Raw genomic sequence first — 25177 nt, forward strand, 5'->3', positions numbered from 1 at the left:
CTCCTCGTCCATCGTTCAAATGCAGATTCGACCTAGTCCAACATGTCTTTTCGAAAGGAATTCAAATGTCAAAACATGCAGGTGTATTCAGGGGTGTGTCAGCGGTGCTGGGCACCGCGATATTGCTGGGTTTGCCAGGCACTAGCTTCGCCTTCCTGGGCGAATTGAAAGCGACCCTTGGCTTCGAGGTAACCGCCGGGGTCGACAAGGAGACGCTGGCGGTCATCAAGGCGTTGCCTGCTGACGTGCGCGTCGAAGTATTCAAGATCTTGGATCGTACGGATCGAAGCGTCTACGGCTACCTCGATAAAGTGAACGAAACCGTGCGCAATGCCGTGGACGAGATTTCTTGCGCTGCTTCCGGCGCGACCTATGGTGCGGGAAAGGGGTTGAAACAAGTACTGGGATTCACCCCCGACGATGTCAAAGACATGAAGGAGGCACTGATAAAAATAAGAAAAGGTTTCTCCTACAAGACTTCGGCCGATCAATTCGCAACTGTCTATGCCGACTACGATGCAAGCGCACGCACGGTGGTGTGCTCAGAGGGCAGGACCTCTCCAACCGGCAGGGAGATGGCACGCCTGCGAGGCCAAACCAGCGAGTCCTACATCTTGTGGGCCAGGCTTCGGGACATGTGCTCGCGCTCGGAAGATTGCTATGCCCTGGTCTACGACACCCTCAAGACCAATATGGCCTCCGCGGCGAGACAGGATCTTGCAGTGACCAAGGCGCAAGAACGCTTTGCCGGTTTCAAGCCCAGTATCGAGCGGAAGTCTTCGTTCCTGGGCCTGACCAATACCTACAACGTGCAGGAACACGAGGAAGCACTCGGCAAGATGCTATTCCTGAACGATCAATTGATCCTGGTTTCCACCGCCCGGATCGATAAGGCCAAAGCTCGTTTATCGGAGCATGACAAGTACCTGACAACAGCCGAGGCGGACCTGTCCAGAGCCAGAACGCTTGCCTCGGGCAATACAAACCAGCGCATCCAGTCCTGCAACCTAGGCTACTCGCTGACCGCTCGTGGCCCGGCCCTGGCACAAGGCCTGGCAGAAGTGAAAAGCTTCGAAATGCTCACTCAGCCGCAGCTGACGGAGCTTCAGACACGGCTGGACACCATCGCCTCGACAGCAAAATCACTTCAGTCCTATTCCTCCGACGAAGTGGGCAACAGCCAGTCCAAGTGTTACTTCATCAGGATATGGAACCCACATACCGATCACAGTCCCAATTGAAATGCACAGGTGTGGGCCTGCTACACTCCCGCCCCCAAAACACCTGCCGATGACCACAGCTTCCGGTCGCCCATCGAAAGGACTCTCCCATGAACAAGCTGATCTACAGCCTTTTTGCCTCAACACTGGCCCTGTCTGTTGACATTGCCCATGCCGCCTCCGTGGCCGAAGTCTTCACCGACGACATGCTGGGCACCAATCAGCGTTACTTTGAATCCGTCGCCGGAATCCCTCGGGAATCCTTCGGCGATGAGCACAAGTTCAAAGTCCAGGGCTGCGACATCACCGCCACGGTAGAGGGCGGCAAAGTCAGCAAACTGCGCATGGAACTGACGCCCAAATGCCAGGCCGACCTGACCCAGTTCGTCGGCACCTACGCCCCGGCGCCAGGCAAACCCCTCACCGTCGGCGCCTTTACCGAGTCGTCCGGTGGCGGCCTGAGCTACAGCGCCAGTTGCCTGAGCATGTGCGGAAACGCCGCCGACCCTTCCGTCTATGCCCACTGGGAAGGCCCCCATGCCGTAGATTTCAAGGAAGTGCTGCTGGAGGTGGTGCTGGCCTCGGATGCCGCGCTCAACGCCGCCGACCAATGGGAATCGCAGATGCGCAAAGCAGAAGGCGAAGACTACGTGATGGAGACCCGCTTCAACTGCGACCAGAAATACGACGCCGCCGCGCAGAAGGCCTTTGAGAAAGTGCAGGTCAACGCGGTCACTATCGGCACCGGGCTCAAAGCGTCCGGTTGCTGACATTCAGCACGAGAAGCCACACAGCAGCCGGAAGTCGATAACGACCGGCTGCGACACTGCCGTCTCCACTCTCAACCCACGCCCCCCCGCCAAAAATACGCCCAAAGGATGGAGATGAAATTCTGGCCCCTCCATGCAGGCACGCGCCGGCCATGGTACGTAAAGCTGCTCTGGATACCGCTGCTGCTTGGGCTGGTCACTCATTGGGACTTCGCGTTGCCAAGGGTGAATGTTCACTACTCCCAAGCCGGCCGTGATGAACTCAGGTACATCTGGAACGTCCAGGATCGGATTGATAAAGGAGGAATGCTTCCCGGAGGCGGCGCAACCGATCATGGCGCGCTCTTCCCGGACGACGAGTTCTTCATGGAATTTTCCTGGTGGAGCAAGAACACCGGGCGCAATCATTGCATCAGCATCACCCCGCAGTGGCCCAACACCCATATCTACCTGAACGCCGACGGCGACATCGACAGGCGAGAAAAGAGCGGAACCGATGTGCACCGGTTGGAGGAATGTCGCTGGGACCGGGCCAAGCCTTAGGTCGGTATCACGGGCGCAACGGCAACGGCAGCCTGTGTGACCTGTAACCATGGTTTTTTGACCGGCGATGCCGCGTCATCTGTTTGCGGTGACGGCTTGAACTGCAGAATGGCCAGGCACCTGCAAAGGCGAAATTCCCGCCTCCCACTGGGGTCCGTACCTCAGCCGAGGCGGTCGATAGCGCTTGCAAGATTGACGCGGGCTTGCGGTTCAAATGCATCGAAGTAGGGTGCGGTCGTATAGATGCGCCCGCGTGCCAGGAAGCCCTCCAGGACCTGGCGCCGCTTTCGGCGGTACACAAACAGCGGTACATATCGGTACTCGCGACGGACTTGGCGGTCGTACTCCTCAAACCGCGCGGCCGATGCCCCAAGGATCGCCAGATCCGTGTCCACCAACACGGCCTCGTCTGCCGACGCTGGAGCGCCGTCGTGTCGCGTCACCATGATCAGGCCGTAAAGCCTGCGTCGGATTTCATCCCCCAGGCCGCTATCGCGTGCCACGTCGTCCAGCCATTGCGCACTGCGCAGCTCGTTGTCGCTGCGAAGGGGGTCGTATATGGCGTCATGAAACCAGAGTGCGAGGTCGACTTCAGCGGGGGCATGGCAGGCAGCGTTGATGAGCCGGCGCACCTGGAGGCATTCCTGCAAATGCTGGCAGTTGTGGTACGCACGATGGGGCTCGCGGTAGCGTCGAAGGAGCTCTTCATAGGTTGCTCGCGGCGGGCAGCCGGCGCCAAGCTCCGCCCAGAGGCGAGCCCAGGCGGCGAAATCCACACCATCAAGCACCTCGGGGGCGCCGTGCGCGCCGGCCGGAAAGAGGTTGCGCCCTTCTGGCGTTCCCCTCATCGCTCCTCCTCCCCATCAATGTACCGCTCGACCCAGGCGATCAACGTCGGTGCGGCAAAAGCCGTCGGCAGCAGTGGCCGCGCCGTGGTGGACAGCGTGAACGCCCCCTGGATAAAGCATGTAATGCCCGCCACCAGCGCGTCGAGCCCTCGGGCGCGGCGTCCGCGTTCGGCGAACCGCTGCCGGAGCAGGCCCTTGAGAAGCTTCATCTGCGCCGCTAGCACAGCCTGATAGACCTCACGCACGTCCGGGTCGTGGGCCGACTGCTCGCCGATCATCACCCATGCCGCGACCGCATCGGGCTGCGCGTCCGAACCGTAGGCCAGGTGTGCTGCAATGTAGGCCTGAAGCCTTTGCTCGGCGGTCTGGGCCTCAGCGGCCCGGGACTCGTAGCGCTGATGGGCGTAGCCGGCCAGTGAGTCGACCAGTGCCACCAAGATCTCGCGCTTGTCCTTGAAGTGGTAGTGCACGAGGCCAGGCGCTAGCTCCGCATGCCGGGCGATGGCCGCTACGGTTGCGCCAGCGTAGCCGGCCTTGGCCATGACGGCCTGGAGTGCCGCCACGATCTGGCCGCGTCTTTCATCAGTGTTCGAGCGCCGTGCCATGTCACCTTTCCAATGTTGGTTGCGCGACCAGCTTAGCATTGACATCGACCCCGCCACACCCTAGCTTTCCAAATATTGGTTATCAGACCAACTTTGGAGATCACGATGAATTCCTTCGCTGAAAAACTGATGGCGAGGGCCACTGCTGCGTCGGCCTCGGTCGAGCTACCGCTGGGTGACCGGGTGCGGTGTGTCCTGGTGCACGAGTTTCTTTCGGCCAGCGAATGCGAAGCGTTGATAGAAGCCACGGAGCAGTGCGGGTTCGCCAGCGCAGGGTCGGACTACCCGTCCTCCTACCGCGATAATGACCGGATCGTGGCAGACGACCCTGCTCTGGCCGGGCGGCTATTCGAACGTTTGAAGCACTGCGCCTTGCGGATGCCGAGGCTCGGGACGGTGATCGATGAGGACGGCTGGCGTCCGGTCGGCATCAATGAGCGGCTGCGCTTCTGCCGCTACCGGCCCGGTACCCAGTTCCGTGCCCATCAGGATGGTGTCCACCATCGCCAACACCAACAGTCACGCCTGACCTTCATGATTTATCTTAACGACGATGCATTCAGCGGCGGAGAGACCGTGTTCTTCGAGGGACGGTCCGCAGCCATGTCGAACCGGGATTCCACGCTCAGGCTGCGCCCCCGAAAGGGCAGCCTGATCGTATTCGACCACACACTCTGGCACGCCGGCGCCTTAGTGGACGCTGGCCAAAAATACGTCATGCGCAGTGACCTGATGTACGAGCCACAGCAATCCTTGCACGTCGACGGCCCCTTCCAGCCGGGCCACCACGGGTACGTATGGGCGCTTGCCGACCTGGGCGACAGGGGCTTGGCAAGCGCCGGGCGTGACGCAACCATCCGGCTGTGGGATCGCGAGGGCCGGTGCCTGGGCCAGCTTGACGGACATACACAATCCATTCTGGGTCTGGTGGACGTGGCGCCTGGCGAGCTTGTTTCTCACTCGCGGGATCGAACAGTCCGGCATTGGTCCTTGGCGACCGGCAAGTCAAGGTTGATCGGCACATCGGACTCGGCCGTCCTGTCCTCGGCAAAGTTAGGCGCTGGCCTCTTCGTAACCGGGGCTGCTGACGGTCGCGTGACAGTCTGGAACCTGGCGACAGGTGCCGCGGACAAGCGTCAGGCCCACGCCTGCTGGGTCTGGGCGATCGCGCCTACGGCCAACGGTGGTTTCGCCACCGCATCGGAGGACGGAACCGTCAGGCTGTGGCACCCCGAGGAGCGGGACTGCGTACAAGTGCTCGATCTGGGCCGCCCCCTGAGAACGCTGGCGAGCTGGATCGACGCCGATGGCAGCGTCACCTTGGCCGCTGGTGATCTCGACGGCGCGGTGCACCTGCTAGCGACCGAACCGATGCTCGCGCTCCTAGATTGCCTTGCCGCTCATGACGGGCCTGTGCGGCGCGTGCGCTTCAAGGCGCGACACATGCTGCTGACCTGCGGCGAGGACGGATTCGTCAAGCGCTGGAACCTGCCCTCACGGCAAGGGGTGAGCATCGGCTCACACGACAACTTTGCAACCGATGTGCTCCCCACCCGCGCCGGTGGCTGGATCAGCTGTGGGTATGACGGACGGATATTGGTGCATGGCGACAAGGGTTAGGACGCCCTACTCCTGCGCTACCCAATACCCGTGCTTTCGAGCGCACATACCGCAGCGATACCCGAAGCGCCCAGCCCGCGAAAAGACGCAACATAAATAGCGGCATTTTGATGGCGACCACTGGGGGCCGATGTTTATGATGCAACCCATGCTCGGGGCGACAATCTTGGCGATACGCCCATGAACAGCTGGAAATGCCTGCATGAAGATTGCGACACGGATCAAGCCCCTCGATATCACCGGAACGCTTGCGAGTGCCGCCTTCAAAAGCACATCACTGGAGCCTGATTGGACATGTACCCCACTGGAACTCATCTGATTGTTGGTCGAGGTCTCTATACCCACCACGGGATTTTTGTCGGCAGAAATCGCGTGATCCACTATTCCGGTATGGGCTCGGGTCTTCATAAGGGATGTATCGAGTCGACCTCTCTTGAAGCCTTCCTGCAAAACAAGAAAGCGCGAATCAAGACCTACAAAAAGGTCTACTTCCGCGGGCCCGAAATCTGTCGTCGGGCGCGCTCCAGGCTGGGCGAGGATGAATACAATCTTCTGTTCAACAATTGCGAGCATTTTGCCACCTGGTGCGCCACCGACCGGCACTCCAGCGAACAGATCAACGCCGCGACCGAACGCCTGAGTAGCAACCTCGTAACCCATCTGCTGATGCGCCAAGTAGCAAAGCAAACGGCCGAACAAACGACCAAGGTTCTACTCACTAAAGCGGGGACCTCGGCCGCAGGCAAAATACTGGCCGGCCAGGCAACCAAGACCGCAGCCAATCACGTAGCCCGATCATTGGCTGGACAGGCCCTGGCCAAGGGTGCAGTCAGCACCGTTGCCGGTTTCGCGGCTACGGGTGGAGTTTCCAGCATGACGGCTGTTGGATTAAGCACAGTCGGTATCGTCGGAGGCACAGCCCTTGCCCCGGCGGTGGCAACAGCAGCCGTCGCAGTAGGCGCGGCCTATGTGGTCAGTAGCATCTGGGATTTGGTTACGGACTGGTGGTAAGTCGTTGAGACCTCGGCAAAGGCCTGCCCCCCTCCAGTAAAAAGGCGACGCATTGCGTCGCCTTTTTCGTATTTTCAGAACTCAACCGGGGTGTACGCAGGATCAGCCATGCCCCATGGTTCTCTCACCCAAGGCGTGCAGCAGATTGCAGGCATCGCTAGGCAAGTTGCATCGACCGGTTGCATCCGCAGCCAGAAGCGGTCAATCAAAGAATCTACAAAGTGAGAGCCATTCAGACACCATCTCGAGCGCATTGTGGACGGTGGGGCGGTATAAGACGCAGAAAGCTTGAGGGTTAAAAACCCACAAAATCACATTAATCTTCACAAGAAAAAATAGGCACAACGTGGAAGATACTTCTGATTTTACCGAAACCGAATTCATTTCCTTCGTCAAGAACATACGGGTGGTCAACAAGGGCGGGACGGACGATGAGCTGGGTGAGTTGCTTGAAAAGTTCAGCAAGCTCTCAGGCCATCCAGATGGCTATGACCTGATTTTCCACCCTGAACCCGGTGCGGATAACTCCGCCGAGGGTGTTACTAAGACAGTGAAGGAATGGCGGAAAGCCCAGGGGCTGCCGGGGTTCAAGAACGACTGATTGCAGCGCTTACCCACATAAAGAGACACGCTCATAATTAAAAACAGCCAATAGCGGACGTTTAGGGTAGAGAAACAAATCTGTCCGTGTTTCTTGGGGCGACCACTCCAGTTCAGCTTTCATGTAGAAACGCGGGTTTCGATTTTTACTTGGGCTCTTCACACCGCCTGGGCCGGAAGCAGACAACTGTCGAGATGGGATTCGGTAGCCGAGTTAAAGGGCCTCCTTGCCTTTCTGCGCCTTTGGCCAACAGGTCGCTGGTATGATCCGCGTCCGGAGCCGCCTGCTGGAGGCGGTGTGTTTGAGCACAGGAAGTCCCATGAAAAGAATGCTGTTGGGTGTGTGTCTGCTTTCACTGGCCGGTTGTGCCAGCTCGCCCGATACCACCTTCACCCAGGCCACCCCAGGTTGCAAAGTGGCCACCTCTGAGTTCAATGGGAAGCCGGTCACTACGCAGTTCTGCATCAAGACCATCGCCTTCAAACCCTCACAATACCGAGTCACTGTTAACGACCAGGTGCTGTTCACCGGTACTGACTACCAACGCGTCGCCTTTGCCAAAACCATCAAGGAAGGTCCGGCCAAGGGCACATGCAACGAGCTGATCGAGTTGCAGGGCTCCGGCTCGACAACAGTGCCATTGAACGAGTTGCCCACCGAATTGGTGGCAGGCTGCCGGATTACGGCAGACGCGGCCGGCAACTCCCAAGCCTTCAGCAAAGACGACGCCTGCGACAAGGCGTTCTACAAGTCGCTGGCGCCGTTGCTGGGCAAGGTGATGCCGGTTGAAGTGGCCCGCCAATGCAGCGTGACGGTAGGCGAGCAGACCGTGTTTGACCAACGTTTCAACTTTTAGAAAAAGGCACTGGAGCAGAGGGGCAGATTGACTTTCTCTGCTCTAGCCGATAGCAATCGGCACAAAACAGCGTTAACCGTCGAACAATCGCTAAGAAATCTGATCACCTATCACTACGATAGATACTCCGAACGTTACGCTAGATAGCCGGGTAAGCTCAGCCAATGCCCGCAAAGGGGCAGGCAAGTCGTAAAGTCTTAATGGATTCAGTGGACGGTATTGCAGCTCATATCCGTTCAAGGCTTGGTGTGCATCGCGATGAACGTCCGACCAGTCATATGCAAACAATCCACGTTTGGCAAAGGCAACGAAAGCGTTTGCGCTAGACATGGAGGTGACCAGACTTACATCGGACACCTCCGGCAATGAACAGACCCATTCTTCGGAGTGCTCGACGGAGGGAATTGCGGAGTCAGGAATCGGCCCCGGACCAGCCGTAGTGAAAAGCGCAACCTGCCCGATGGCATCAGTGGCGATCCATCCAACATCAAAGCCCTGAAGATCGTGGGGAGTAACCATTGGCACCTACTTAGAAAAAAGAGGCTAGTTGATTTTTAAACCCTAGTTTCCCAGATCTGAGTGTGTAAAAGCGCGTCGACGAATTGCCAAGTCGGGAAGAAATGCGACGATATTATCTCCCCGCTCCAAATGTCCGATCCTGGCCGATTGCGGCCTGTCACGAACGGTAGAAATCGGCCAAATGCAATCATTGAGTATCAAGAGGCGATTCAGTAGAACCGCGGCCTGTAGATCCTTTTGCGTTCTTCAGTTCAATGCAGTGGCCTTTTTTTCAACTAGCCCAGCTCCCACTACCAGCATTTCAGGCAAGCTTTTTCTATCTTCGTCTGATGCAGCGCCGATATGAACATCACCTTTCCACAGCTCCCCAGCTACAACTCTAAGATCTAGGTCTGTCTGAGTGCTTCTTAAATCCTCGTGCCCAACGTAGTGCCAGCGTTTTTTTTGAATAGGTGCTTTTGATGTGTAAAGCAGGAGATCAAATCTGTCAGGTAACTCGTCCGGAAGTCTTTGTTCAGTAGAAAAAAATTTATATATTCCAAGCAAAATGGTGTCTTTGTGTCGCTCTGATACATACAAAACCTTGGCTGGCTTAAATCCTCCTTCTACAGGGATCAATACGATGTCACCAGCTGTCGTTTTCTTGAGTTTCACAGTCCGAGTCTCTTCAAAGTTTCATTAAATAACTGATCGGTACCGGTTAGCGACGGCCCGTCTTCGGCCGTCGCTATGCATGGTCAAACCTCAGTCTGCTTCGCCCTCTCCAAGGCGTCATCGGTCTCAATACCCAGATATCGAACGGTGCTCTCCAGCGTCGTATGGCCGAGCAGCAGTTGAACCGCCCGCAGGCTCTTTGTCCTGCGACTTGAAGCCTTACTCGGATGGCCGAGATTTCTCTCAGGATGCCGTTGAGTCGATAGCAGCCCCTTCAGAAACAAGCGTTGGAAAACGCTACAACGGATGACTGCCCCGCCTCCCCTCTACCCCTGCGCCACCCAATACCAGACCGCTCCCCCCTCAAACGCCGGCATCACTTCCCCCTGCGCAAAGTAGCGCCGCGACTCCGGCGCCGCCGGGGTAAACCAATAACCGGCTTTGCTGCAGGACTGCCCCGCCACCACCGGCGCTACATGTTTCGGGTGACTTGGCTGAAGATTTCTCGCATAGGCCACCAGATCCTTGGGATAGACCCTGTGCTCGACCCCGCTGTCATCAAGGCCATACAGAAAGGCAATGGCAGCCGCCTCGAACGCCCAATACCCGCAATAGCTGCCCTCGTCCCCTTGCAGGTGGCTGTCGTGCCAGGGCGCTTGCTCGAACGCGGGGTACCAGTCGTCACAGTACTGCTGCAAAAGGTCGCTGGCCTCGGTCGGGTCGTCGGCGTAGATGGCTTGTATCAGCGGTGTGTAGACGTCGTGGTACCAGTCATCGACGTCATATCGGTCGGGCAGCAGTTTGCACAGCAGGTCTTCGTAGAGGGTGTCGTCCCCGGCGTAGCCTGCGGGGTCGATCAGGGCCACGAAGCGTTGGAGCAGGTCGGTGCGGTGCAGCAGGATGCACAGGCTGAACACCTGGACGCACTCTTGGTACTGGTCGAGCCAGTCGTCGATCGCCAAGGGGGTGATGTTCGGAATCTGGTTGTATTCGGCCAGTTGTCTTTGCAGGTGTTCGTAGCTGCCCACCAGGGTTTCCAGCAGGGGAATCAGCAGGTCGATGCTGTGGCCGGCGGTGTAGCGGATGAGGATTTCCTTGAAGATCCACTTCTGGAAATGCCGGGCCCTGAGGGACTTTTCCTGGGCTTCGGAGTCGGACTCAAAGGTGTTTTCGGCAAAGAATTCCACGCTGTGCTGGTAGTTGCTGAAGAAGTTTTCCAGGCGTGCTGCGCTGAGGAATGCTTGTCGTCTGTCCTTGATCATGGGTCTTCCTTGTCTGAACGGCGCCCGCTCCAGGCCCTGCCCGCAAGCGCGGTTACGGCAGTCTCCGGGGCGTGGGCCGGTCCAAAAAACAAAGCCTGCGACACAAGGCGCAGGCTGAATAGGGTTGCAGCAGGCTGTACTGGGTCAGTTACCCGGCCCCTTAGAAGTTCGCCGGGGTGTTGGCGCTGATGATTTCCGCCTCATCCTGGCCAATGTTGCGGAAGCTGTGGGGCAAGGTGGTGGGGAAGTAATAGCCATCCCCCGGGTTGAGCACGCTGACTTGCCCGTCCACGGTCAACTCCACGGTGCCGCGGGTCACCAGGCCGCACTCCTCGCCTTCGGCATGCACGATGGCTTCTTCGCCGGAGCTGGCGCCGGGGGCGTATTGCTCGCGCAGAAAGCGCATCTGCCGGTTGGCCACCGGGGCGCCGATCATCAACAGGCGCAGGCCGTCGCGACCGAGGTCGGGCTGTTCGTTGGCGCGGAACACGTATTGGTGCTCACGGGGCGGCTGGTCGAAGGTGAAGAAGTCGGCCAGGGACATGGGGATGCCTTCCAGCAGCTTTTTCAGGGAGCTGACGGAGGGGCTGACGCGGTTCTGTTCGATCAGGGAGATGGTGGCATTGGTTACGCCGCTACGACGGGCCAGCTCGCGCTGGGAGAGTTTGTAGCTTTCGCGAACGAGTTTGAGTCGGGTGCCCGTGTCCATAACAGCCTTATGTGAGAAGTACTTAAGGGTATTTTTGCGGCGGTTGGGTCGCGAACGTCGCGATTTGGCTGCCCTGGAGCCTGAAAAGGCGGCTATTTAAACATGTTTGACAGGCAAGCTGTAAAGACTGGCGATGGGCGTGAAGGCCGGGTGATGGAGTGCCGGTTTTCTGGGGCTTTGCGGGGCTTTTCCTGGAGTGGGTCAAGGGCCGGAGCTTCGCGAGCAAGCTCGCTCCTACAGGAGTGGGGGCTGTAGGAGCGAGGTGGCGTCAGATGCCGAAGCGGTCGCGCAGGGCGTAGTACGCGGCGCCCATGGCGGTCAACGGGGCCTGGAAGGTGCGGCCGCCGATCATCGGCATGTGCGGCAGTGAGGCGAAGGCGTTGAAGCGCTCGGCGTCGCCGCGGATCATTTCGGCAATCAGCTTGCCCGCCAGGTGCGAACAGGTAACACCGTGGCCGCTGTAGCCCTGCATGTAGTAGGCGTTCTTTTCAATACGGCCGAATTGCGGCATGCGCGACATGGTCAGCAGGAAATTGCCGGTCCAGCGGTAGTCGATCTTCACGTCCTTGAGCTGGGGGAAGGTCTTGAGAATCTTCGGCCGGATCAGTTGCTCGATGTCGTCCGGCTCCCGGGCGCCGTAGACCACGCCGCCGCCGTACAGCAGGCGGTTGTCGCCGGTCAGGCGGAAGTAGTCCAGCAGGTAGTTGCAGTCTTCCACACAGTAGTTGTTGGCGATCAGGCTGCGGGCCAGTTGTTCCGGCAGTTGCTCGGTAACCACGATCTGCGAACCACAGGGCATACTCTTGCGGGTCACGCGGGGGTCGAGGTCTTGCTGCAGGTAGGCGTTGCCGGCGATCAGCAGGTATTTGGCGCGGACCACGCCCTTGGCGGTGCGCACCACGTTGGGTTCGCCGTAGGTGATTTCCACCGCCGCCGACTGTTCGAAGATCTTGCCGCCCAGGCCGATGATGGCGCTGGCTTCGCCCAGGGCCAGGTTCAGCGGGTGGATGTGGCCGCCCTGCATGTCCAGCAGGCCGCCGATGTAGTTCTTGGTGCCGACTTCGCGGTCGATCTGCGCCTTGTCGAGCATCTTCAGGTTGTTATTGCCCAGGCGCTCCCAGTTGCGCTTCTGTTCCGCCAGGCCCTTGAGCTGCTTGTTGTTCAGGGCGGCGAAGATGCCACCGGGGCGGTAGTCGCACTGGATGTCGTAGTGCTGGATGCGCTGGCGGATGATGTCGGCGCCTTCGAAGATCATGCTGCCGAGCACTTCGGCGCTTTTTTCGCCGTAGCGTTCTTCGATCACGTCCACGTCGCGGCTGTAGGAGTTGACCAGTTGCCCGCCGTTGCGCCCGCTGGCGCCGAAGCCGACCTTGGCCGCTTCCAGCACGGTGACGCTGTAGCCGGCTTCCGCCAGGAACAAGGCCGAGGACAGGCCGGTGTAGCCGGCGCCGATCACGCAGACGTCGCACTCCACCAACTCTTCGAGTTGCGGGTAGTCGGTGGTCTGGTTGCGGGTCGCCGCGTAGTAGCTGTTCACGTAGGTTTGCATGAGAAATTCCCCAGCGGGTACGGGCCCAGGCCCGCCGCCGCTGTTGTTATAAGAGTTAGAGCTTGATCCAGGTCGCTTTGAGCTCGGTGTATTTGTCGAAGGCGTGCAACGACTTGTCGCGGCCGTTGCCGGACTGTTTGAAGCCGCCGAACGGCGCGGTCATGTCGCCGCCGTCGTACTGGTTGACCCACACACTGCCGGCCCGCAGGCCACGGGCAAAACGGTGGGCGCGGCTGAGGTTGGCGGTCCAGACCCCGGCCGCCAGGCCGAAGATGCTGTCGTTGGCGATCTGCAGCGCTTCTTCTTCGGTATCGAAACTGATGACCGACAGCACCGGGCCGAAGATTTCTTCCCGGGCGATGGTCATGGCGTTGGTCACGCCGTCGAAGATCGTCGGCTCGACATACAGGCCGCCAGTGCTTTCCAGGGTGCGGACACCGCCGGCCAGCAGTTGCCCGCCCTGCTCCTTGCCGATCTCGATGTAGCGCAGCACGTTCTCCAGCTGGCGCTGGTCCACTACCGCGCCGACCCGGGTCTCGGGGTCGAGGGCGTGGCCCGGTTTCCAGCCCTTGAGGGCCTCCACCAGCAGCGGGATGAACTGCTCACGGATCGAGCGCTGCACCAGCAGGCGCGAGCCGGCGGTGCAGACTTCGCCCTGGTTGAAGGCGATGGCCGCAGCAGCGGCTTCAGCCGCTGCACGCAAGTCCGGGGCATCGGCAAACACCACGTTGGGGCTCTTGCCACCGGCTTCCAGCCACACCCGCTTCATGTTGCTTTCGCCGGAGTACACCAACAGTTGCTTGCCCACGGCGGTGGAGCCGGTGAAGGCCAGCACGTCCACATCCATGTGCAGGGCCAGGGCCTTGCCGACGGTGTGGCCGTAACCCGGCAGGACGTTGAACACGCCTTTGGGGATGCCGGCGTCCAGGGCCAGCTGGGCGATGCGGATCGCGGTCAACGGCGACTTTTCCGACGGCTTGAGAATGAACGAGTTGCCCGCCGCCAGGGCCGGGGCGAATTTCCAGCTGGCCATGATCAGCGGGAAATTCCACGGCACGATGGCCGCTACCACGCCTGCCGGTTCCCGGGTCACCAGGCCCAGCTGGTCGTGGGGCGTGGCCGCCACTTCGTCGTAGAGCTTGTCGATGGCTTCGGCGTTCCAGCGGATGGCGTTGGCCGTGGCCGGAATGTCGATGGCCATGGAGTCGCCAATCGGCTTGCCCATGTCCAGGGTTTCCAGGAGCGCCAGTTCTTCCTGGTGCTCAAGGATCAGTTCGGCAAAGCGCGTGAGGATGCGCTTGCGCTCGGCCGGGGCCTTGCCCGACCAGACGCCACTGTTGAACGCCTGGCGCGCCACGGCCACCGCACGATCGGCATCGGCCTGATCGGTGCTGGCGACGTTGGCCAGGAAGCGCCCGTCCACCGGGCTCAGGCATTCAAAGGTGGCACCGCTGGCGGCGGCGCAGTACTGGCCGTCGATAAAGGCACGGCCTTCGAGGCTGAGGGACTGGAAGTGCTGCTCCCAGTCGCTGCGGGATTTAGTCATGGCAAATACTCAACGCAGGAAGTGACACGGTCATCAGACCGTGTGCAGGTACCAGTTGTATTCCAGGTCGGAGATGGAGTTTTCGAACTCCGCCAACTCGCTTTCCTTACAGGCCACGAACACGTCGATGTACATCGGGTCGATGTACTTGGCCATCACTTCGCTGTCGTCCAGTACGCGCAGGGCGTCCCGCAGGTTGGTGGGCAGGCTTTGTTCGTTCTGCTCGTAGGAGTTGCCTTCAACCGGCGCGCCCGGGTCGATCTTGTTGGTCAGGCCGTGGTGAATGCCCGCCAGCACCGAAGCCATCAGCAGGTAAGGGTTGGCGTCGGCGCCAGCCACCCGGTGCTCGATGCGCACCGCATCGGCAGAACCTGTGGGTACGCGCACGGCCACGGTGCGGTTGTCGATGCCCCAGGTCGGCGAGTTCGGCACGTAGAACTGCGCACCGAAGCGGCGGTACGAGTTGACGTTGGGGCATAGGAAAGCCATCTGCTGCGGCAGGGTGTCGAGCACGCCGCCGATGGCATGGCGCAGGGCTTCGTTGGTCTCTGGGTCTTCACTGGCGAAGATGTTGTTGCCCTGTTTGTCGAGGATCGAGATGTGCACGTGCAGGCCGTTGCCCGCCTGGCCCGGATAAGGCTTGGCCATGAAGGTGGTGTCCATTTCATGGTCGTAGGCGATGTTCTTTACCAGGCGCTTGAGCAGTACTGCGTAGTCACAGGCCTTGATCGGGTCGCTGACGTGGTGCAGGTTGACTTCGAACTGCGCCGGGGCGCTTTCCTTGACGATGGCGTCGGCCGGAATGCCCTGCTCTTTCGCGCCTTCGAGGATGTCTTGCAGGCAGTCGACGTACTCGTCGAGGTCGTCGATCAGGTAGACCTGGGTGGAATGCGGACGCTTGCCGGAGATCGGCGAACGGGGCGACTGCGGACGGCCGTTCACGTTGTCCTGGTCGATCAGGTAGAACTCCAGCTCGAAGGCGGCGCAGATGGTCAGGCCCATCTCGTCGAACTTGCTCACCACCTGGCGCAGCACTTCGCGGGGGTCGGCGAAGAATGGCTGGCCTTCGATCTCGTGCATGGTCATCAGCAGTTGCGCGGTGGGGCGCTTCTGCCAGGGCTCGACGCTCAGGGTGCCGGGGATCGGGTAGCAGATGCGGTCGGCATCGCCGATGTCCAGGCCCAGGCCGGTGCTTTCCACCGTGGAACCGTTGATATCCAGGGCAAACAGCGAGGCGGGCAGGTTGATGCCCTTCTCATAGACCTTGTGCAGCGCGGTGCGCTCGATGCGCTTGCCGCGCACCACACCGTTCATGTCTGCAATCAGCAGATCGACGTAGAGAACCTCGGGGTGTTTTTTCAGGAAGGCATTGGCTTCATTGAGTTGAATGGCACGCGGGGGGACCGACATGATGCACCTATTGTGTTAATTATTATGTTCACTGCTGTGACACGCCAGCAGTCAACCCGAAAGAAAAACCGGAGTCAATAGCCAACAGCAGCCACCATTCGTCAATTATTTTGCCTCACTAAAGGTCGATACGCCGCGCAATCCGCGCCGCCTGCGGGTTTCAAGCAGATAATGTTTAGAATTTTTTACATGGAAGTTGTTAATTAAAATCAACGAGGATAAGCTCTGGAAAAACTCGTTCCAGCGTGAATTTCGAGGTGATAAAAATGGCATTCAAGCCATTGATCGGCGTTACTGCGTGCGTCAAAGAGATCGGCCTGCACCCCTACCACGTCAGCGGCGACAAGTACTTGCGTGCTGTCAGCGTCGCGGCCGAGGGCCTGCCCCTGATCATTCCTTCCCTGGCGGATCTGATCGACATCGACGATCTGCTGCGGCAAGTGGATGGGCTGCTGTTTACCGGCTCGCCATCCAATGTCGAACCCTTCCATTACCAAGGCACTCCCAGCGAGCCGGGCACCGCCCACGACCCGCAGCGCGATGCCACCACCCTGCCCCTGCTGCGCGCGGCGATTGCCGCCGGCGTGCCGGTGCTCGGCATCTGCCGCGGCTTCCAGGAAATGAACGTGGCCTTCGGCGGCAGCCTGCACCAGAAGGTGCATGAACTGCCGGGCTACATGGACCACCGCGAAGCCGACGATCCGCGCATCGAAGTGCAGTACGCCCCGGCGCACCCGGTGGCGATCCAGCCCGGCGGCGTGTTCGAGGCCATGGGCCTGGGCGGCGAGATCCAGGTCAACTCGATCCACAGCCAGGGCGTCGACCGCCTGGCCCCCGGCCTGCGGGTCGAGGCCGTGGCCCCGGACGGCCTGATCGAGGCGCTGTCGGTGGAACACAGCAAGGCCTTCGCCTTCGGCGTGCAGTGGCACCCGGAATGGCAGGTGCTGTCGAACCCGGCCTACCTGCGGATCTTCCAGGCCTTTGGCGACGCCTGCCGGCAACGGGCCGCACAACGGCGCTGAACCACCGGCCGCGGCCACAACCCAGACGATTCATCACGCCCTGCCCCGCGGCGAGCGCGCCTGTGCGCGCCCGTCGTCCAGCGTGAGCAACACACGGCAAGACCACAACAACAAATAGCGTCAGGCCGCCAGGGAGGCAGCGCCGAATCAGCCCGCACTCACTGCGGGCTGGCAATCAACCTTTAGGCCCGGCCGAATTGATCGGGCTGCTGACACCTGTTGGGAGTTTCACATGGCAAACGCCTCCAGCACTTACCGCAAGGCCCTCGAAGGCACTCCGAGCCCGCAGAAGGTCCTGGTCAAGATCGACCGCGTGACCAAGAAGTTCGATGAAACCGTGGCCGTGGACGATGTGTCCCTGGAGATCCACCAAGGCGAGATCTTTGCCCTGCTGGGCGGTTCCGGCTCCGGCAAATCCACCCTGCTGCGCATGCTCGCCGGCTTCGAACGCCCCACCGAAGGCCGCATCCTGCTGGATGGCGTGGACATCACCGACATGCCGCCCTACGAGCGGCCGATCAACATGATGTTCCAGTCCTACGCCCTGTTCCCCCACATGACCGTGGCCCAGAACATCGCCTTCGGCCTCAAGCAGGACCGCCTGCCGGCCAGCGAGATCGACGCCCGGGTCGAGGAAATGCTCAAGCTGGTGCACATGACCCAGTACGCCAAGCGCAAGCCGCACCAGCTCTCCGGTGGCCAGCGCCAGCGCGTGGCCCTGGCCCGCTCCCTGGCCAAGCGCCCCAAGCTGCTCTTGCTGGACGAACCCATGGGCGCCCTGGACAAGAAGCTGCGCTCGCAGATGCAACTGGAACTGGTGGAGATCATCGAGCGCGTGGGCGTGACCTGCGTGATGGTGACCCACGACCAGGAAGAGGCCATGACCATGGCCCAGCGCATCGCCATCATGCACCTGGGCTGGATCGCCCAGACCGGCAGCCCGGTGGACATCTACGAAGCGCCGGTGAGCCGCCTGGTGTGCGAATTCATCGGCAACGTCAACGCCTTCGACGGCACTGTTACCGAAGACCTGGAAGGCTACGCCATCATCGACTGCGCGGACCTCGAGCAGCAGATCTACGTCGGCCACGGGGTCAGCACCTCGGTGCAGGACAAGTCGGTGACCTACGCCATCCGCCCGGAAAAGATGCTGGTCACCACCCTCAAGCCCGATGCCCGCTACAACTGGTCCAAGGGCAAGGTGCATGACATCGCCTACCTGGGCGGTCACTCGGTGTTCTACGTCGAGCTGCCTGGCGGCAAGATCGTCCAGTCGTTCATGGCCAACGCCGAGCGCCGTGGCTCGCGGCCGACCTGGGATGACGAAGTCTACGTCTGGTGGGAAGACGACAGCGGCGTGGTACTGCGAGCATGAGTACATCGACCATGAGCACTTTCAATCAGAAGCTGTTCCGTATGCTGCCCAGCGGTCGCAAGCTGGTGATCGGCATTCCTTTCCTCTGGCTGTTCCTGTTCTTCATGCTGCCGTTCTTCCTGGTGATGAAGATCAGCTTCTCGGAAGCGGCCCTGGCGATTCCGCCCTACTCGGAGATCTACAGCTACGCCGAACAGAAATTCCAATTGCTGCTGAACCTCGGCAACTACGCCATGCTGGCCGGCGACGAGCTGTATTTCTCGGCCTACCTGGGTTCGCTGAAGGTGGCCCTGCTGAGCACCCTGATGTGCCTGGTGGTGGGTTTCCCCATGGCCTATGCCATCTCCAAGGCCAGCAAGGAGGCGCAGAACGTCTTGCTGCTGCTGATCATGATGCCAACCTGGACCGCGATCCTGATCCGCGTCTACGCCTGGATGGGCATCCTCAGCAACAACGGCCTGCTCAACAGCTTCCTGATGTGGACCGGGCTGATCAGCCAGCCCCTGGAAATCCTCAATACCAACACCGCGGTGTACATCGGTGTGGTCTACGCCTACCTGCCGTTCATGGTGCTGCCGCTGTACGCCAACCTGGTCAAGCATGACCAGAGCCTGCTGGAAGCCGCGTCGGACCTGGGTTCGAGCAACTTCAACAACTTCTGGAAAATCACCGTGCCCCTGGCCAAGAACGGCATCATTGCCGGCTGCATGCTGGTGTTCATCCCGGTGGTGGGTGAGTTCGTGATTCCGGAACTCTTGGGCGGCCCGGAAACCCTGATGATCGGCCGCGTACTGTGGCAGGAGTTCTTCAACAACCGTGACTGGCCGGTGGCCTCCGCCCTGGCGGTGGTGATGCTGGCGATCCTGATTATCCCGATCTTGCTGTTCAACCGCAGCCAGGCCAAAGAGATGGAGGCACGGGCATGAAACGCTTCGAATTTTCCAAACTGATGCTGGTGCTGGGCCTGCTGTTCATCTACCTGCCGATGCTGATCCTGGTGATCTACTCGTTCAACGCCTCCAAGCTGGTGACAGTGTGGGGCGGCTGGTCGATCAAGTGGTACGTCGGCCTGCTGGACAACCAGCAACTGATGGGCTCGGTAATGCGCTCCCTGGAGATCGCCTGCTACACCGCCATTGCCGCGGTGGCCCTGGGCACCCTGGCGGCCTTCGTGCTGACCCGGGTCACCCGTTTCAAGGGCCGCACGCTGTTCGGCGGCCTGGTCACCGCGCCGCTGGTGATGCCGGAAGTGATCACCGGCCTGTCCTTGCTGCTGCTGTTCGTGGCCATGGCGCAATTGATCGGCTGGCCCATGGAACGGGGCATCGTCACCATCTGGATCGCCCACACCACATTCTGCGCAGCCTATGTAGCCGTGGTAGTCTCCGCGCGCCTGCGGGAGCTGGACCTGTCCATCGAAGAAGCGGCCATGGACCTGGGAGCGCGACCGTTCAAGGTGTTCTTCCTGATCACCATCCCGATGATCGCGCCGTCACTGGCGGCCGGCGGCATGATGTCCTTCGCCCTGTCCCTGGATGACCTGGTACTGGCCAGCTTCGTCTCCGGCCCGGGTTCCACCACCTTGCCGATGGAAGTGTTCTCGGCGGTGCGCCTGGGGGTGAAGCCTGAGATCAACGCCGTGGCCAGCCTGATCCTGCTGGCGGTGTCCCTGGTGACATTCCTGGTCTGGTACTTTGGCCGCCGCGCCGAGGCCGCCCGCAAGCGGGCGATCCAGGAGGCCATGGACTTCACCGCCAACGAATCCTGGCAGCCACCGGCAGCGAAAAAACCTGCGGTACGAACACCTGCGACGGCCTAATCGCCTCTTCGCCAGCAAGCAGGCTCCTACGGATAACCCAAACCTGTAGGAGCCAGCTTGCTGGCGAAAAAGGCTCACCCCGAACCCTCGAGTTGCACACGCAGCAATCTGCACAATAAGAAATGGAGTTGTAGTGATGAAAATGCTTGGCAGGACTCTGCTCTCACTGTCCTTGATGGGCGCAATGGTTACCGGCGCTCAAGCCAACGACAAAGTGCTGCGCGTCTACAACTGGTCGGACTACATCGCCCCGGACACCCTGAAGAAGTTCGAGGCCGAGACCGGCATCCACGTCACCTACGACGTCTTCGACAGCAACGAAACCCTGGAAGCGCGCCTGCTCACCGGCAAGTCCGGCTACGACATCGTGGTGCCGTCCAACAGCTTCCTGGCCAAGCAGATCAAGGCCGGGGTCTACCAGGAACTGGACAAGTCCCGCTTGCCCAACTGGAAGAACCTCAACCCGGTGCTGCTGAAAAACGCCTCCGCCAGCGACCCGGACAACGCCCATGCCTTTCCCTACATGTGGGGTTCGATCGGCATTGGCTACAACCCGGACAAGGTCAAGGCGGCCCTGGGCGCCGACGCCCCGACCAACTCCTGGGACCTGCTGTTCAAGCCGGAGAACGCCGAGAAGCTCAAGGCCTGCGGCATCAGCTTCCTCGACTCGCCCACCGAGATGCTCCCCGCCGCCCTGCACTACCTGGGCTACCCGGTAACCAGCAAGGACAAGGCGCAGATCCTCGAAGCCGAAGCCCTGTTCATGAAGATCCGTCCTTCGGTGACCTACTTCCACTCCTCCAAGTACATCTCGGACCTGGCCAACGGCAACATCTGCGTGGCCGTGGGTTATTCCGGCGACGTGCTGCAGGCCCGTTCCCGCGCCGAAGAGGCCGGCAACAAGGAGAAGGTCGCGTTCAGCATTCCCAAGGAAGGCGCCGGCAGCTTCTACGACATGATGGCCATCCCCAAGGACGCCACCAACGTCGACAACGCCTACCTGTTCATGAATTTCCTGATGCGCGCGGACATCATCGCCGAGGTCACCAATAGCCTGGGCTACAGCAACGCCAACGCGGCGGCCACGCCGCTGGTGGACGAAGCGATCCGCAACGACCCGGCGTCCTACCCGCCCCAGGCCGTATTGGCCACCCTCTACGCAGTACCGGACCAGCCGATCGCCATCCAGCGCGTGATGAACCGCGGCTGGACCAGGATCAAGCTGGGCAAATGACTCAAGCTGCCCGCCGCTGGCGGGCACCGCTCGCCTTTTTCCGTTCACGTCGCGCCTTACCACCGCGACACTCCTGCGAACGGCTTCACCCGGCTCCCTCGGTTGGGGTGAATCCTTGGCGCCTTCGGGCGCCTTTTTTGCGTTCCCTGCAGCCGCTGGCGCAGGCGCGAATGGCTGGAGCGACATAGGCGATCCCGGCAACAGAGGGTCCTGCGGCCCCTTTCGCAGCCTCGCTAACGCTCGGCAGCGGCTACAGCTGGCAGACAGCCATTACTTTGGCTAGATTCAGCCGACACGGCTCCCCTACCACTTCGTTCAATGACCGGCATAGGTCCTTCGACATGCATGCAACCTTACGTGCGCTCTTGCTGGCTTCTGCCTTATTCCCGCTGTACGCCAGCGCCGCACCACCGGTGCTGGCGCTGGTGGCCCTGCCCTCTACGGCCAAGCCGGCGCCGGGCAGCGAACACTCCATCGGAAACATGCCGCTGGCGACCTCGCAACAGGGCCTGGGCCTGTGCTTCAGCCACAGCGCGGCGGCGATATTCAACTATTACCAGTGCCAGGCGGCCAAGGAAGACTGCACCCGCATCGACAAGAACCAGCTGGCGGCGCCCCTGGACATGGCGCGCTTTGGCCGCAAACCCACGGGCGAGGTAGACAGCGTCGCCTCCTACGAGGACATCGACGAGGGCGGCGACCCGCTCTACACCCTGGAAACCGCGGCCCTGATGGTGGGCTCCGTGGTGTCCCAGGCGTGCTTTTCCGAAGAGAAACTGTTCAAGGACAAGTTCGTGCCCAGCGGCGCCATCAGCGCCGAGGACGTCAAGGCCCAGCGCGCAGTACTCAAAGCGCTGGAGGACTTCTATCAGCAGAACCGGCTCAAGGCCCCCTGTGCCGAGTGTGTCGCCAGCGCGACGCAGGTGGCCGAACTCCAGGCCATCTACGCCACCACCCGCGATCCCCGGGGCATCGCCCAGGCCCTGGGCAAGCCGCACTTCGGCGGTTTTTTCTCGGCCATCATCATCCCCCCCGAATGCCGGCGCCTGAGCCGCCGGGCACTCTTCGAACTCCAGGACAAGTTGCAGATCCGCGCCCTGCCGGAAACGGCCGCGCAGTACAACTTCGCCGGCCTGTACCCGGCGCTGAAACAGGCGATCGATGCCGACAACCCGGTGATCATTGCCAACGTCTGCTTGTATCGCGGCGCCAAGCAGAAAAAATGCCCCGAGCAGTACCGGCACAGCCTGGTGGCCTACGCACATGCCCGTCTGTGTACGCCCCAGGGCCAGTGCCAGGAAGGGCTCAAGGTGCTCAACAGCTGGGGCGAGCAATGGCAGAACCATGAGGGCCAGCAATGGTTCGATGCCCGGCGCCTGCTGGACAGCACCGGCTATGGCAAGCAGAGCATTGGCTGGCTGGAACACAAGAGCGCGGACCAGGACTGAGCAGCCCGGTGAGTCCCGAGGGTTCCTGCTCGCACCGGCCCCCTTCGGGCTGATAACAGCCGAATCCCGGCGCGGCCATTGCCCAGCGGCAACTGGCCGCTACACAACAGCAGGTTCCTCGCCTCAGGAAGTGGTATTTTTTGCGGCTTCTGGCGTGGCTGATCGGCATGAAGCCAAGGCCGCCAACTTTCAGGGAGCTGCACCGATGAAGTCTGCCGTACACCCTTGCCCGTTGCCCCATGACTCCAGCATCGCGGCCCTGGCCCCGGGTGCCACCTTCATCGACTGCCGCCGCACCCTGGCCGAGGACCCCGAACGCAGCGCCATGCGTCACCTGCTGTGCCTGATGAGCCAGACCCCGACCTGGATCGACCGCCTGATGGGCCTGCGCAACCGCGTGGTGCAGCTGTTCGGCCTCAAGGACCTGGGGCGCCTGACCCGCATCGACCTGTCGCGCCCCGACGAGGCTTACCAGCCCGGCGACCGGGTGGGTATCTTCACCCTGATTTCCCAGAGCCCCGACGAGGTGCTGGTGGTGGACCGCGACAAGCACCTGGACGTGCACCTGTCGCTCAACCGCCTGCCGCTGGACGCCGAGGGCCGGCGCCCGGTGGTGCTGTCCACCGTGGTCCACCCGCACAACCGCCTGGGGCGCCTGTACATGCTGCCGGTGGCGCCGTTCCACCGGATCATCGCGCCCATGACCCTGGCCACTATCAATAACTGCTGAGCCTTCCACCCCAAGGATCTTGCCGTGCACACACCGGATTTCGATGTTGTAGTCGTAGGCCTGGGCGCCATGGGCGCCGCCACCCTCTATCAACTGGCCAAGCGCGGGGTAAGGGTGGCGGGCATCGACCGCTTCGCCCCGCCCCACGACCTGGGTTCCAGCCACGGCGACACCCGCATCACCCGCCAGGCGGTGGGCGAAGGCGCGGCCTACGTGCCCCTGGCGATCCGCTCGCAGCAGATCTGGCGCGAACTGGAGGCGGAGCTGGATGTGCAGTTGTTCGAGCAATGCGGGGTGCTGGTGATGACCGCCAGCACCGACCCGCAGCGCCCGGCAGAGGCCCGGGACTTCACCGACAACAGCATCGAGCTGGCCCGGCGCTATGGCATCGAGCACCAGGAGCTGGACGCCGCCGAGATCCGCCGGCGCTTCCCGCACTTCGCCCCGCTGGATGACAGCGCCCGGGGCTACTTCGAACCCGGCGGCGGCTTTGTCCGCCCGGAACGCTGCATCGATGCGCAACTGACCCGGGCCCGGCAACTGGGGGCAACCCTGATCACCGGCCAGACAGTGCTGGAGCTGGACGCCCAGGATGACGGGGTGCACATCATCAGCGACGGCTCGCGGCTGTTTGCCCGACAGGTCATCGTCAGCGCCGGCATGTGGTCGGCGCAGTTGCTGGGGGCGCCCTTCGATTCGCTGTTGCAGGTGTGCCGCCAGCAGCTGTACTGGTTCCGCCTGGATGAGCCCGAGCGCTACCCGGCCCGCTCCCCGAGCTTCATTCTCCACAGCGCCGATGACGTGGACGCCTGCTACGGCTTCCCGCCGATTCCCGGCGAAGGCAGCGTGAAGATCGCCACCGAGCAGTACAGCGCCAGCAGCCAGCCGGACAGCCTCGACCGCCAGCCCAGCAGCGCCGACGCCCAGCGCCTGTTCCACAAGCTGATCGCCCCCCATATCGCCGGGCTGGCCCCCGAGTTGGTGAAGGCCAGCGTCTGTGCCTACACCGTGACCCCGGATTCGGGGTTCATCATCGACCGCCACCCGCGCCTGGCCAATGTCACCGTGGTCAGCGCCTGTTCCGGCCATGGCTTCAAGCATTCGGCGGCGATTGGCGAAGCCCTGGCCCAGCAGCACGTGGACGGCTGCAGCGAAATCGACCTGGAAAGTTTTTCTCTGCACCGCTTCAACTGAAGGCAACGGCCCCTTTATCGGGGCCGTGGTGAAAAAAAATCCTCGGGGTGACGTTTTTCGCCGTTTATCTGCCGTTTTCAGCCTTGCTGGTTGGCCGAGTCTCTACGATTCTTTAGAAACCCCTCAGGGCGGCGCATCGCCGCCCCACGTAGAACAACCGGAGCGCCCCATGAAGAGCGTCGCAGAACTGCTGAAACTCAAGGCCAAGCACAACCAGCAAGTGCACACCATCGCCCCGCACCAGATGGTCCTGGAGGCGCTGATGGTGATGGCCGAGAAAAACGTCGGCGCCTTGCCGGTGCTGGAGAATGGCGTGGTGGTCGGGGTCATCAGCGAGCGCGACTACGCGCGCAAGCTGGTGCTCCACGGGCGCTCCTCGGTGGGCACCCCGGTCAGCGCGATCATGAGCTCGCCGGTAATCACCGTGGACTCGCACCAGAGCGTGGACACCTGCATGAACATCATGACCGACAGCCACCTGCGCCACCTGCCGGTGGTGGAAAACGGCCAGTTGCTGGGCCTGCTGTCCATCGGCGACCTGGTCAAGGAAGCAATCGCCGAACAGGCCGACCTGATCCGCCAGCTGGAGCAGTACATCCGCGGCGAATGACCCCATGCCCTGCGCCGCCCTG

Annotated in this window: 25 protein-coding genes; 16 read left to right on the forward strand and 9 right to left on the reverse strand. The window is 61.3% G+C overall.

The window, feature by feature from the left end; all coding sequences use genetic code 11:
* Positions 1-65 precede the first annotated feature (65 nt).
* From ACUXVH_RS25390 to ACUXVH_RS25400, 3 genes are all read left to right on the forward strand, one after another.
* Positions 66-1241, forward strand: a complete 1176-nt coding sequence (locus ACUXVH_RS25390; protein WP_065363696.1) for a hypothetical protein — start codon at positions 66-68, stop codon at positions 1239-1241.
* Positions 1242-1330: 89 nt separating this feature from the next.
* The gene (locus tag ACUXVH_RS25395; RefSeq protein WP_065363695.1) at positions 1331-1990 is read left to right on the forward strand and encodes a hypothetical protein; all 660 of its coding nucleotides are present in this window, start codon (positions 1331-1333) and stop codon (positions 1988-1990) included.
* Between the two features lie 114 nt (positions 1991-2104).
* Positions 2105-2533: a hypothetical protein gene (locus ACUXVH_RS25400; RefSeq protein WP_065363694.1), complete on the forward strand. Its 429-nt coding sequence runs from the start codon at positions 2105-2107 to the stop codon at positions 2531-2533.
* Positions 2534-2694: 161 nt separating this feature from the next.
* Here ACUXVH_RS25400 and ACUXVH_RS25405 read toward each other — a convergent pair whose 3' ends face one another.
* Both ACUXVH_RS25405 and ACUXVH_RS25410 read right to left on the reverse strand, forming a co-directional pair.
* Positions 2695-3381 carry an HD domain-containing protein gene (locus tag ACUXVH_RS25405; RefSeq protein ID WP_065363693.1) on the reverse strand — a complete coding sequence of 229 codons (687 nt, stop codon included), beginning with the start codon at positions 3379-3381 and terminating at the stop codon, positions 2695-2697.
* The gene (locus ACUXVH_RS25410; protein WP_019095023.1) at positions 3378-3986 is read right to left on the reverse strand and encodes a TetR family transcriptional regulator; all 609 of its coding nucleotides are present in this window, start codon (positions 3984-3986) and stop codon (positions 3378-3380) included. The genes ACUXVH_RS25405 and ACUXVH_RS25410 overlap by 4 nt, the downstream gene beginning before the upstream one ends.
* 105 nt (positions 3987-4091) lie before the next feature.
* Here ACUXVH_RS25410 and ACUXVH_RS25415 point away from each other — a divergent pair, with 105 nt between their 5' ends.
* From ACUXVH_RS25415 to ACUXVH_RS25430, 4 genes are all read left to right on the forward strand, one after another.
* On the forward strand, positions 4092-5606 hold the full coding sequence (locus tag ACUXVH_RS25415) for a 2OG-Fe(II) oxygenase (protein ID WP_065363692.1): 1515 nt from the start codon (positions 4092-4094) through the stop codon (positions 5604-5606).
* A 294-nt stretch (positions 5607-5900) separates the two neighbouring features.
* Positions 5901-6617, forward strand: a complete 717-nt coding sequence (locus ACUXVH_RS25420; RefSeq protein WP_073698956.1) for a lecithin retinol acyltransferase family protein — start codon at positions 5901-5903, stop codon at positions 6615-6617.
* A 346-nt stretch (positions 6618-6963) separates the two neighbouring features.
* Entirely contained in the window at positions 6964-7218 is a 255-nt protein-coding gene (locus ACUXVH_RS25425) for a bacteriocin immunity protein (RefSeq protein ID WP_065363691.1), read from the forward strand.
* 319 nt (positions 7219-7537) lie between these two features.
* Positions 7538-8074 carry a hypothetical protein gene (locus tag ACUXVH_RS25430; RefSeq protein ID WP_141679902.1) on the forward strand — a complete coding sequence of 179 codons (537 nt, stop codon included), beginning with the start codon at positions 7538-7540 and terminating at the stop codon, positions 8072-8074.
* A 90-nt stretch (positions 8075-8164) separates the two neighbouring features.
* Here ACUXVH_RS25430 and ACUXVH_RS25435 read toward each other — a convergent pair whose 3' ends face one another.
* The 7 genes from ACUXVH_RS25435 to ACUXVH_RS25465 all read right to left on the reverse strand — a co-directional run bounded on the left by ACUXVH_RS25435 (position 8165) and on the right by ACUXVH_RS25465 (position 15723).
* The gene (locus ACUXVH_RS25435; RefSeq protein ID WP_222936925.1) at positions 8165-8593 is read right to left on the reverse strand and encodes a hypothetical protein; all 429 of its coding nucleotides are present in this window, start codon (positions 8591-8593) and stop codon (positions 8165-8167) included.
* Positions 8594-8839: 246 nt separating this feature from the next.
* A complete protein-coding gene (locus ACUXVH_RS25440) occupies positions 8840-9247 on the reverse strand; it encodes a hypothetical protein (protein WP_141679901.1) in 408 nt (135 codons plus the stop codon).
* A gap of 326 nt (positions 9248-9573) precedes the next feature.
* Positions 9574-10509 (reverse strand): PoNe immunity protein domain-containing protein, encoded by a 936-nt coding sequence (locus ACUXVH_RS25445; RefSeq protein WP_065363689.1) that lies wholly within the window; start codon positions 10507-10509, stop codon positions 9574-9576.
* Positions 10510-10669: 160 nt separating this feature from the next.
* Positions 10670-11218: a cupin domain-containing protein gene (locus tag ACUXVH_RS25450; RefSeq protein WP_011060642.1), complete on the reverse strand. Its 549-nt coding sequence runs from the start codon at positions 11216-11218 to the stop codon at positions 10670-10672.
* A gap of 268 nt (positions 11219-11486) precedes the next feature.
* Complete coding sequence (locus tag ACUXVH_RS25455) at positions 11487-12767, reverse strand: NAD(P)/FAD-dependent oxidoreductase (RefSeq protein ID WP_125063140.1); 1281 nt, start codon at positions 12765-12767, stop codon at positions 11487-11489.
* Between the two features lie 55 nt (positions 12768-12822).
* Positions 12823-14313: an aldehyde dehydrogenase gene (locus tag ACUXVH_RS25460; protein ID WP_011060640.1), complete on the reverse strand. Its 1491-nt coding sequence runs from the start codon at positions 14311-14313 to the stop codon at positions 12823-12825.
* A 33-nt stretch (positions 14314-14346) separates the two neighbouring features.
* Positions 14347-15723: a glutamine synthetase family protein gene (locus tag ACUXVH_RS25465; RefSeq protein WP_011060639.1), complete on the reverse strand. Its 1377-nt coding sequence runs from the start codon at positions 15721-15723 to the stop codon at positions 14347-14349.
* Positions 15724-15989: 266 nt separating this feature from the next.
* Between ACUXVH_RS25465 and ACUXVH_RS25470 the strand changes: the two genes are divergently transcribed.
* The 9 genes from ACUXVH_RS25470 (at position 15990) to ACUXVH_RS25510 (ending at position 25155) form a co-directional block, all read left to right on the forward strand.
* On the forward strand, positions 15990-16745 hold the full coding sequence (locus ACUXVH_RS25470) for a gamma-glutamyl-gamma-aminobutyrate hydrolase family protein (protein WP_011060638.1): 756 nt from the start codon (positions 15990-15992) through the stop codon (positions 16743-16745).
* A gap of 232 nt (positions 16746-16977) precedes the next feature.
* On the forward strand, positions 16978-18120 hold the full coding sequence (locus ACUXVH_RS25475) for an ABC transporter ATP-binding protein (RefSeq protein WP_011060637.1): 1143 nt from the start codon (positions 16978-16980) through the stop codon (positions 18118-18120).
* A 44-nt stretch (positions 18121-18164) separates the two neighbouring features.
* On the forward strand, positions 18165-19046 hold the full coding sequence (locus ACUXVH_RS25480) for an ABC transporter permease subunit (RefSeq protein WP_162865010.1): 882 nt from the start codon (positions 18165-18167) through the stop codon (positions 19044-19046).
* Positions 19043-19939 (forward strand): ABC transporter permease subunit, encoded by an 897-nt coding sequence (locus tag ACUXVH_RS25485; RefSeq protein WP_011060635.1) that lies wholly within the window; start codon positions 19043-19045, stop codon positions 19937-19939. Before ACUXVH_RS25480 ends, ACUXVH_RS25485 begins: the two co-directional genes overlap by 4 nt.
* A 136-nt stretch (positions 19940-20075) precedes the next feature.
* A complete protein-coding gene (locus ACUXVH_RS25490) occupies positions 20076-21173 on the forward strand; it encodes a polyamine ABC transporter substrate-binding protein (RefSeq protein ID WP_015635115.1) in 1098 nt (365 codons plus the stop codon).
* 341 nt (positions 21174-21514) lie between these two features.
* Positions 21515-22621, forward strand: coding sequence for a hypothetical protein (locus ACUXVH_RS25495; RefSeq protein WP_255313432.1), 1107 nt, complete (start codon positions 21515-21517; stop codon positions 22619-22621).
* 205 nt (positions 22622-22826) lie between these two features.
* Positions 22827-23351 (forward strand): DUF2867 domain-containing protein, encoded by a 525-nt coding sequence (locus ACUXVH_RS25500; protein ID WP_065363685.1) that lies wholly within the window; start codon positions 22827-22829, stop codon positions 23349-23351.
* 24 nt (positions 23352-23375) lie between these two features.
* Positions 23376-24545 (forward strand): N-methyl-L-tryptophan oxidase, encoded by a 1170-nt coding sequence (gene solA, locus ACUXVH_RS25505; RefSeq protein WP_065363684.1) that lies wholly within the window; start codon positions 23376-23378, stop codon positions 24543-24545.
* Positions 24546-24714: 169 nt separating this feature from the next.
* Positions 24715-25155 (forward strand): CBS domain-containing protein, encoded by a 441-nt coding sequence (locus ACUXVH_RS25510; RefSeq protein ID WP_011060630.1) that lies wholly within the window; start codon positions 24715-24717, stop codon positions 25153-25155.
* Positions 25156-25177: the final 22 nt, after the last annotated feature.

The organism is Pseudomonas sp. 8(2025), assembly GCF_052665325.1.

Bases quoted from the DNA above. Each gene is read 5' to 3' on its own strand.
- ACUXVH_RS25390 (WP_065363696.1), top strand. From the start codon at position 66: ATGTCAAAACATGCAGGTGTATTCAGGGGTGTGTCAGCGGTGCTGGGC.
- ACUXVH_RS25395 (WP_065363695.1), top strand. From the start codon at position 1,331: ATGAACAAGCTGATCTACAGCCTTTTTGCCTCAACACTGGCCCTGTCT.
- ACUXVH_RS25400 (WP_065363694.1), top strand. From the start codon at position 2,105: ATGAAATTCTGGCCCCTCCATGCAGGCACGCGCCGGCCATGGTACGTA.
- ACUXVH_RS25405 (WP_065363693.1), bottom strand. From the start codon at position 3,381: ATGAGGGGAACGCCAGAAGGGCGCAACCTCTTTCCGGCCGGCGCGCAC.
- ACUXVH_RS25410 (WP_019095023.1), bottom strand. From the start codon at position 3,986: ATGGCACGGCGCTCGAACACTGATGAAAGACGCGGCCAGATCGTGGCG.
- ACUXVH_RS25415 (WP_065363692.1), top strand. From the start codon at position 4,092: ATGAATTCCTTCGCTGAAAAACTGATGGCGAGGGCCACTGCTGCGTCG.
- ACUXVH_RS25420 (WP_073698956.1), top strand. From the start codon at position 5,901: ATGTACCCCACTGGAACTCATCTGATTGTTGGTCGAGGTCTCTATACC.
- ACUXVH_RS25430 (WP_141679902.1), top strand. From the start codon at position 7,538: ATGAAAAGAATGCTGTTGGGTGTGTGTCTGCTTTCACTGGCCGGTTGT.
- ACUXVH_RS25435 (WP_222936925.1), bottom strand. From the start codon at position 8,593: ATGGTTACTCCCCACGATCTTCAGGGCTTTGATGTTGGATGGATCGCC.
- ACUXVH_RS25445 (WP_065363689.1), bottom strand. From the start codon at position 10,509: ATGATCAAGGACAGACGACAAGCATTCCTCAGCGCAGCACGCCTGGAA.
- ACUXVH_RS25450 (WP_011060642.1), bottom strand. From the start codon at position 11,218: ATGGACACGGGCACCCGACTCAAACTCGTTCGCGAAAGCTACAAACTC.
- ACUXVH_RS25455 (WP_125063140.1), bottom strand. From the start codon at position 12,767: ATGCAAACCTACGTGAACAGCTACTACGCGGCGACCCGCAACCAGACC.
- ACUXVH_RS25460 (WP_011060640.1), bottom strand. From the start codon at position 14,313: ATGACTAAATCCCGCAGCGACTGGGAGCAGCACTTCCAGTCCCTCAGC.
- ACUXVH_RS25465 (WP_011060639.1), bottom strand. From the start codon at position 15,723: ATGTCGGTCCCCCCGCGTGCCATTCAACTCAATGAAGCCAATGCCTTC.
- ACUXVH_RS25470 (WP_011060638.1), top strand. From the start codon at position 15,990: ATGGCATTCAAGCCATTGATCGGCGTTACTGCGTGCGTCAAAGAGATC.
- ACUXVH_RS25475 (WP_011060637.1), top strand. From the start codon at position 16,978: ATGGCAAACGCCTCCAGCACTTACCGCAAGGCCCTCGAAGGCACTCCG.
- ACUXVH_RS25485 (WP_011060635.1), top strand. From the start codon at position 19,043: ATGAAACGCTTCGAATTTTCCAAACTGATGCTGGTGCTGGGCCTGCTG.
- ACUXVH_RS25490 (WP_015635115.1), top strand. From the start codon at position 20,076: ATGAAAATGCTTGGCAGGACTCTGCTCTCACTGTCCTTGATGGGCGCA.
- ACUXVH_RS25495 (WP_255313432.1), top strand. From the start codon at position 21,515: ATGCATGCAACCTTACGTGCGCTCTTGCTGGCTTCTGCCTTATTCCCG.
- ACUXVH_RS25500 (WP_065363685.1), top strand. From the start codon at position 22,827: ATGAAGTCTGCCGTACACCCTTGCCCGTTGCCCCATGACTCCAGCATC.
- ACUXVH_RS25510 (WP_011060630.1), top strand. From the start codon at position 24,715: ATGAAGAGCGTCGCAGAACTGCTGAAACTCAAGGCCAAGCACAACCAG.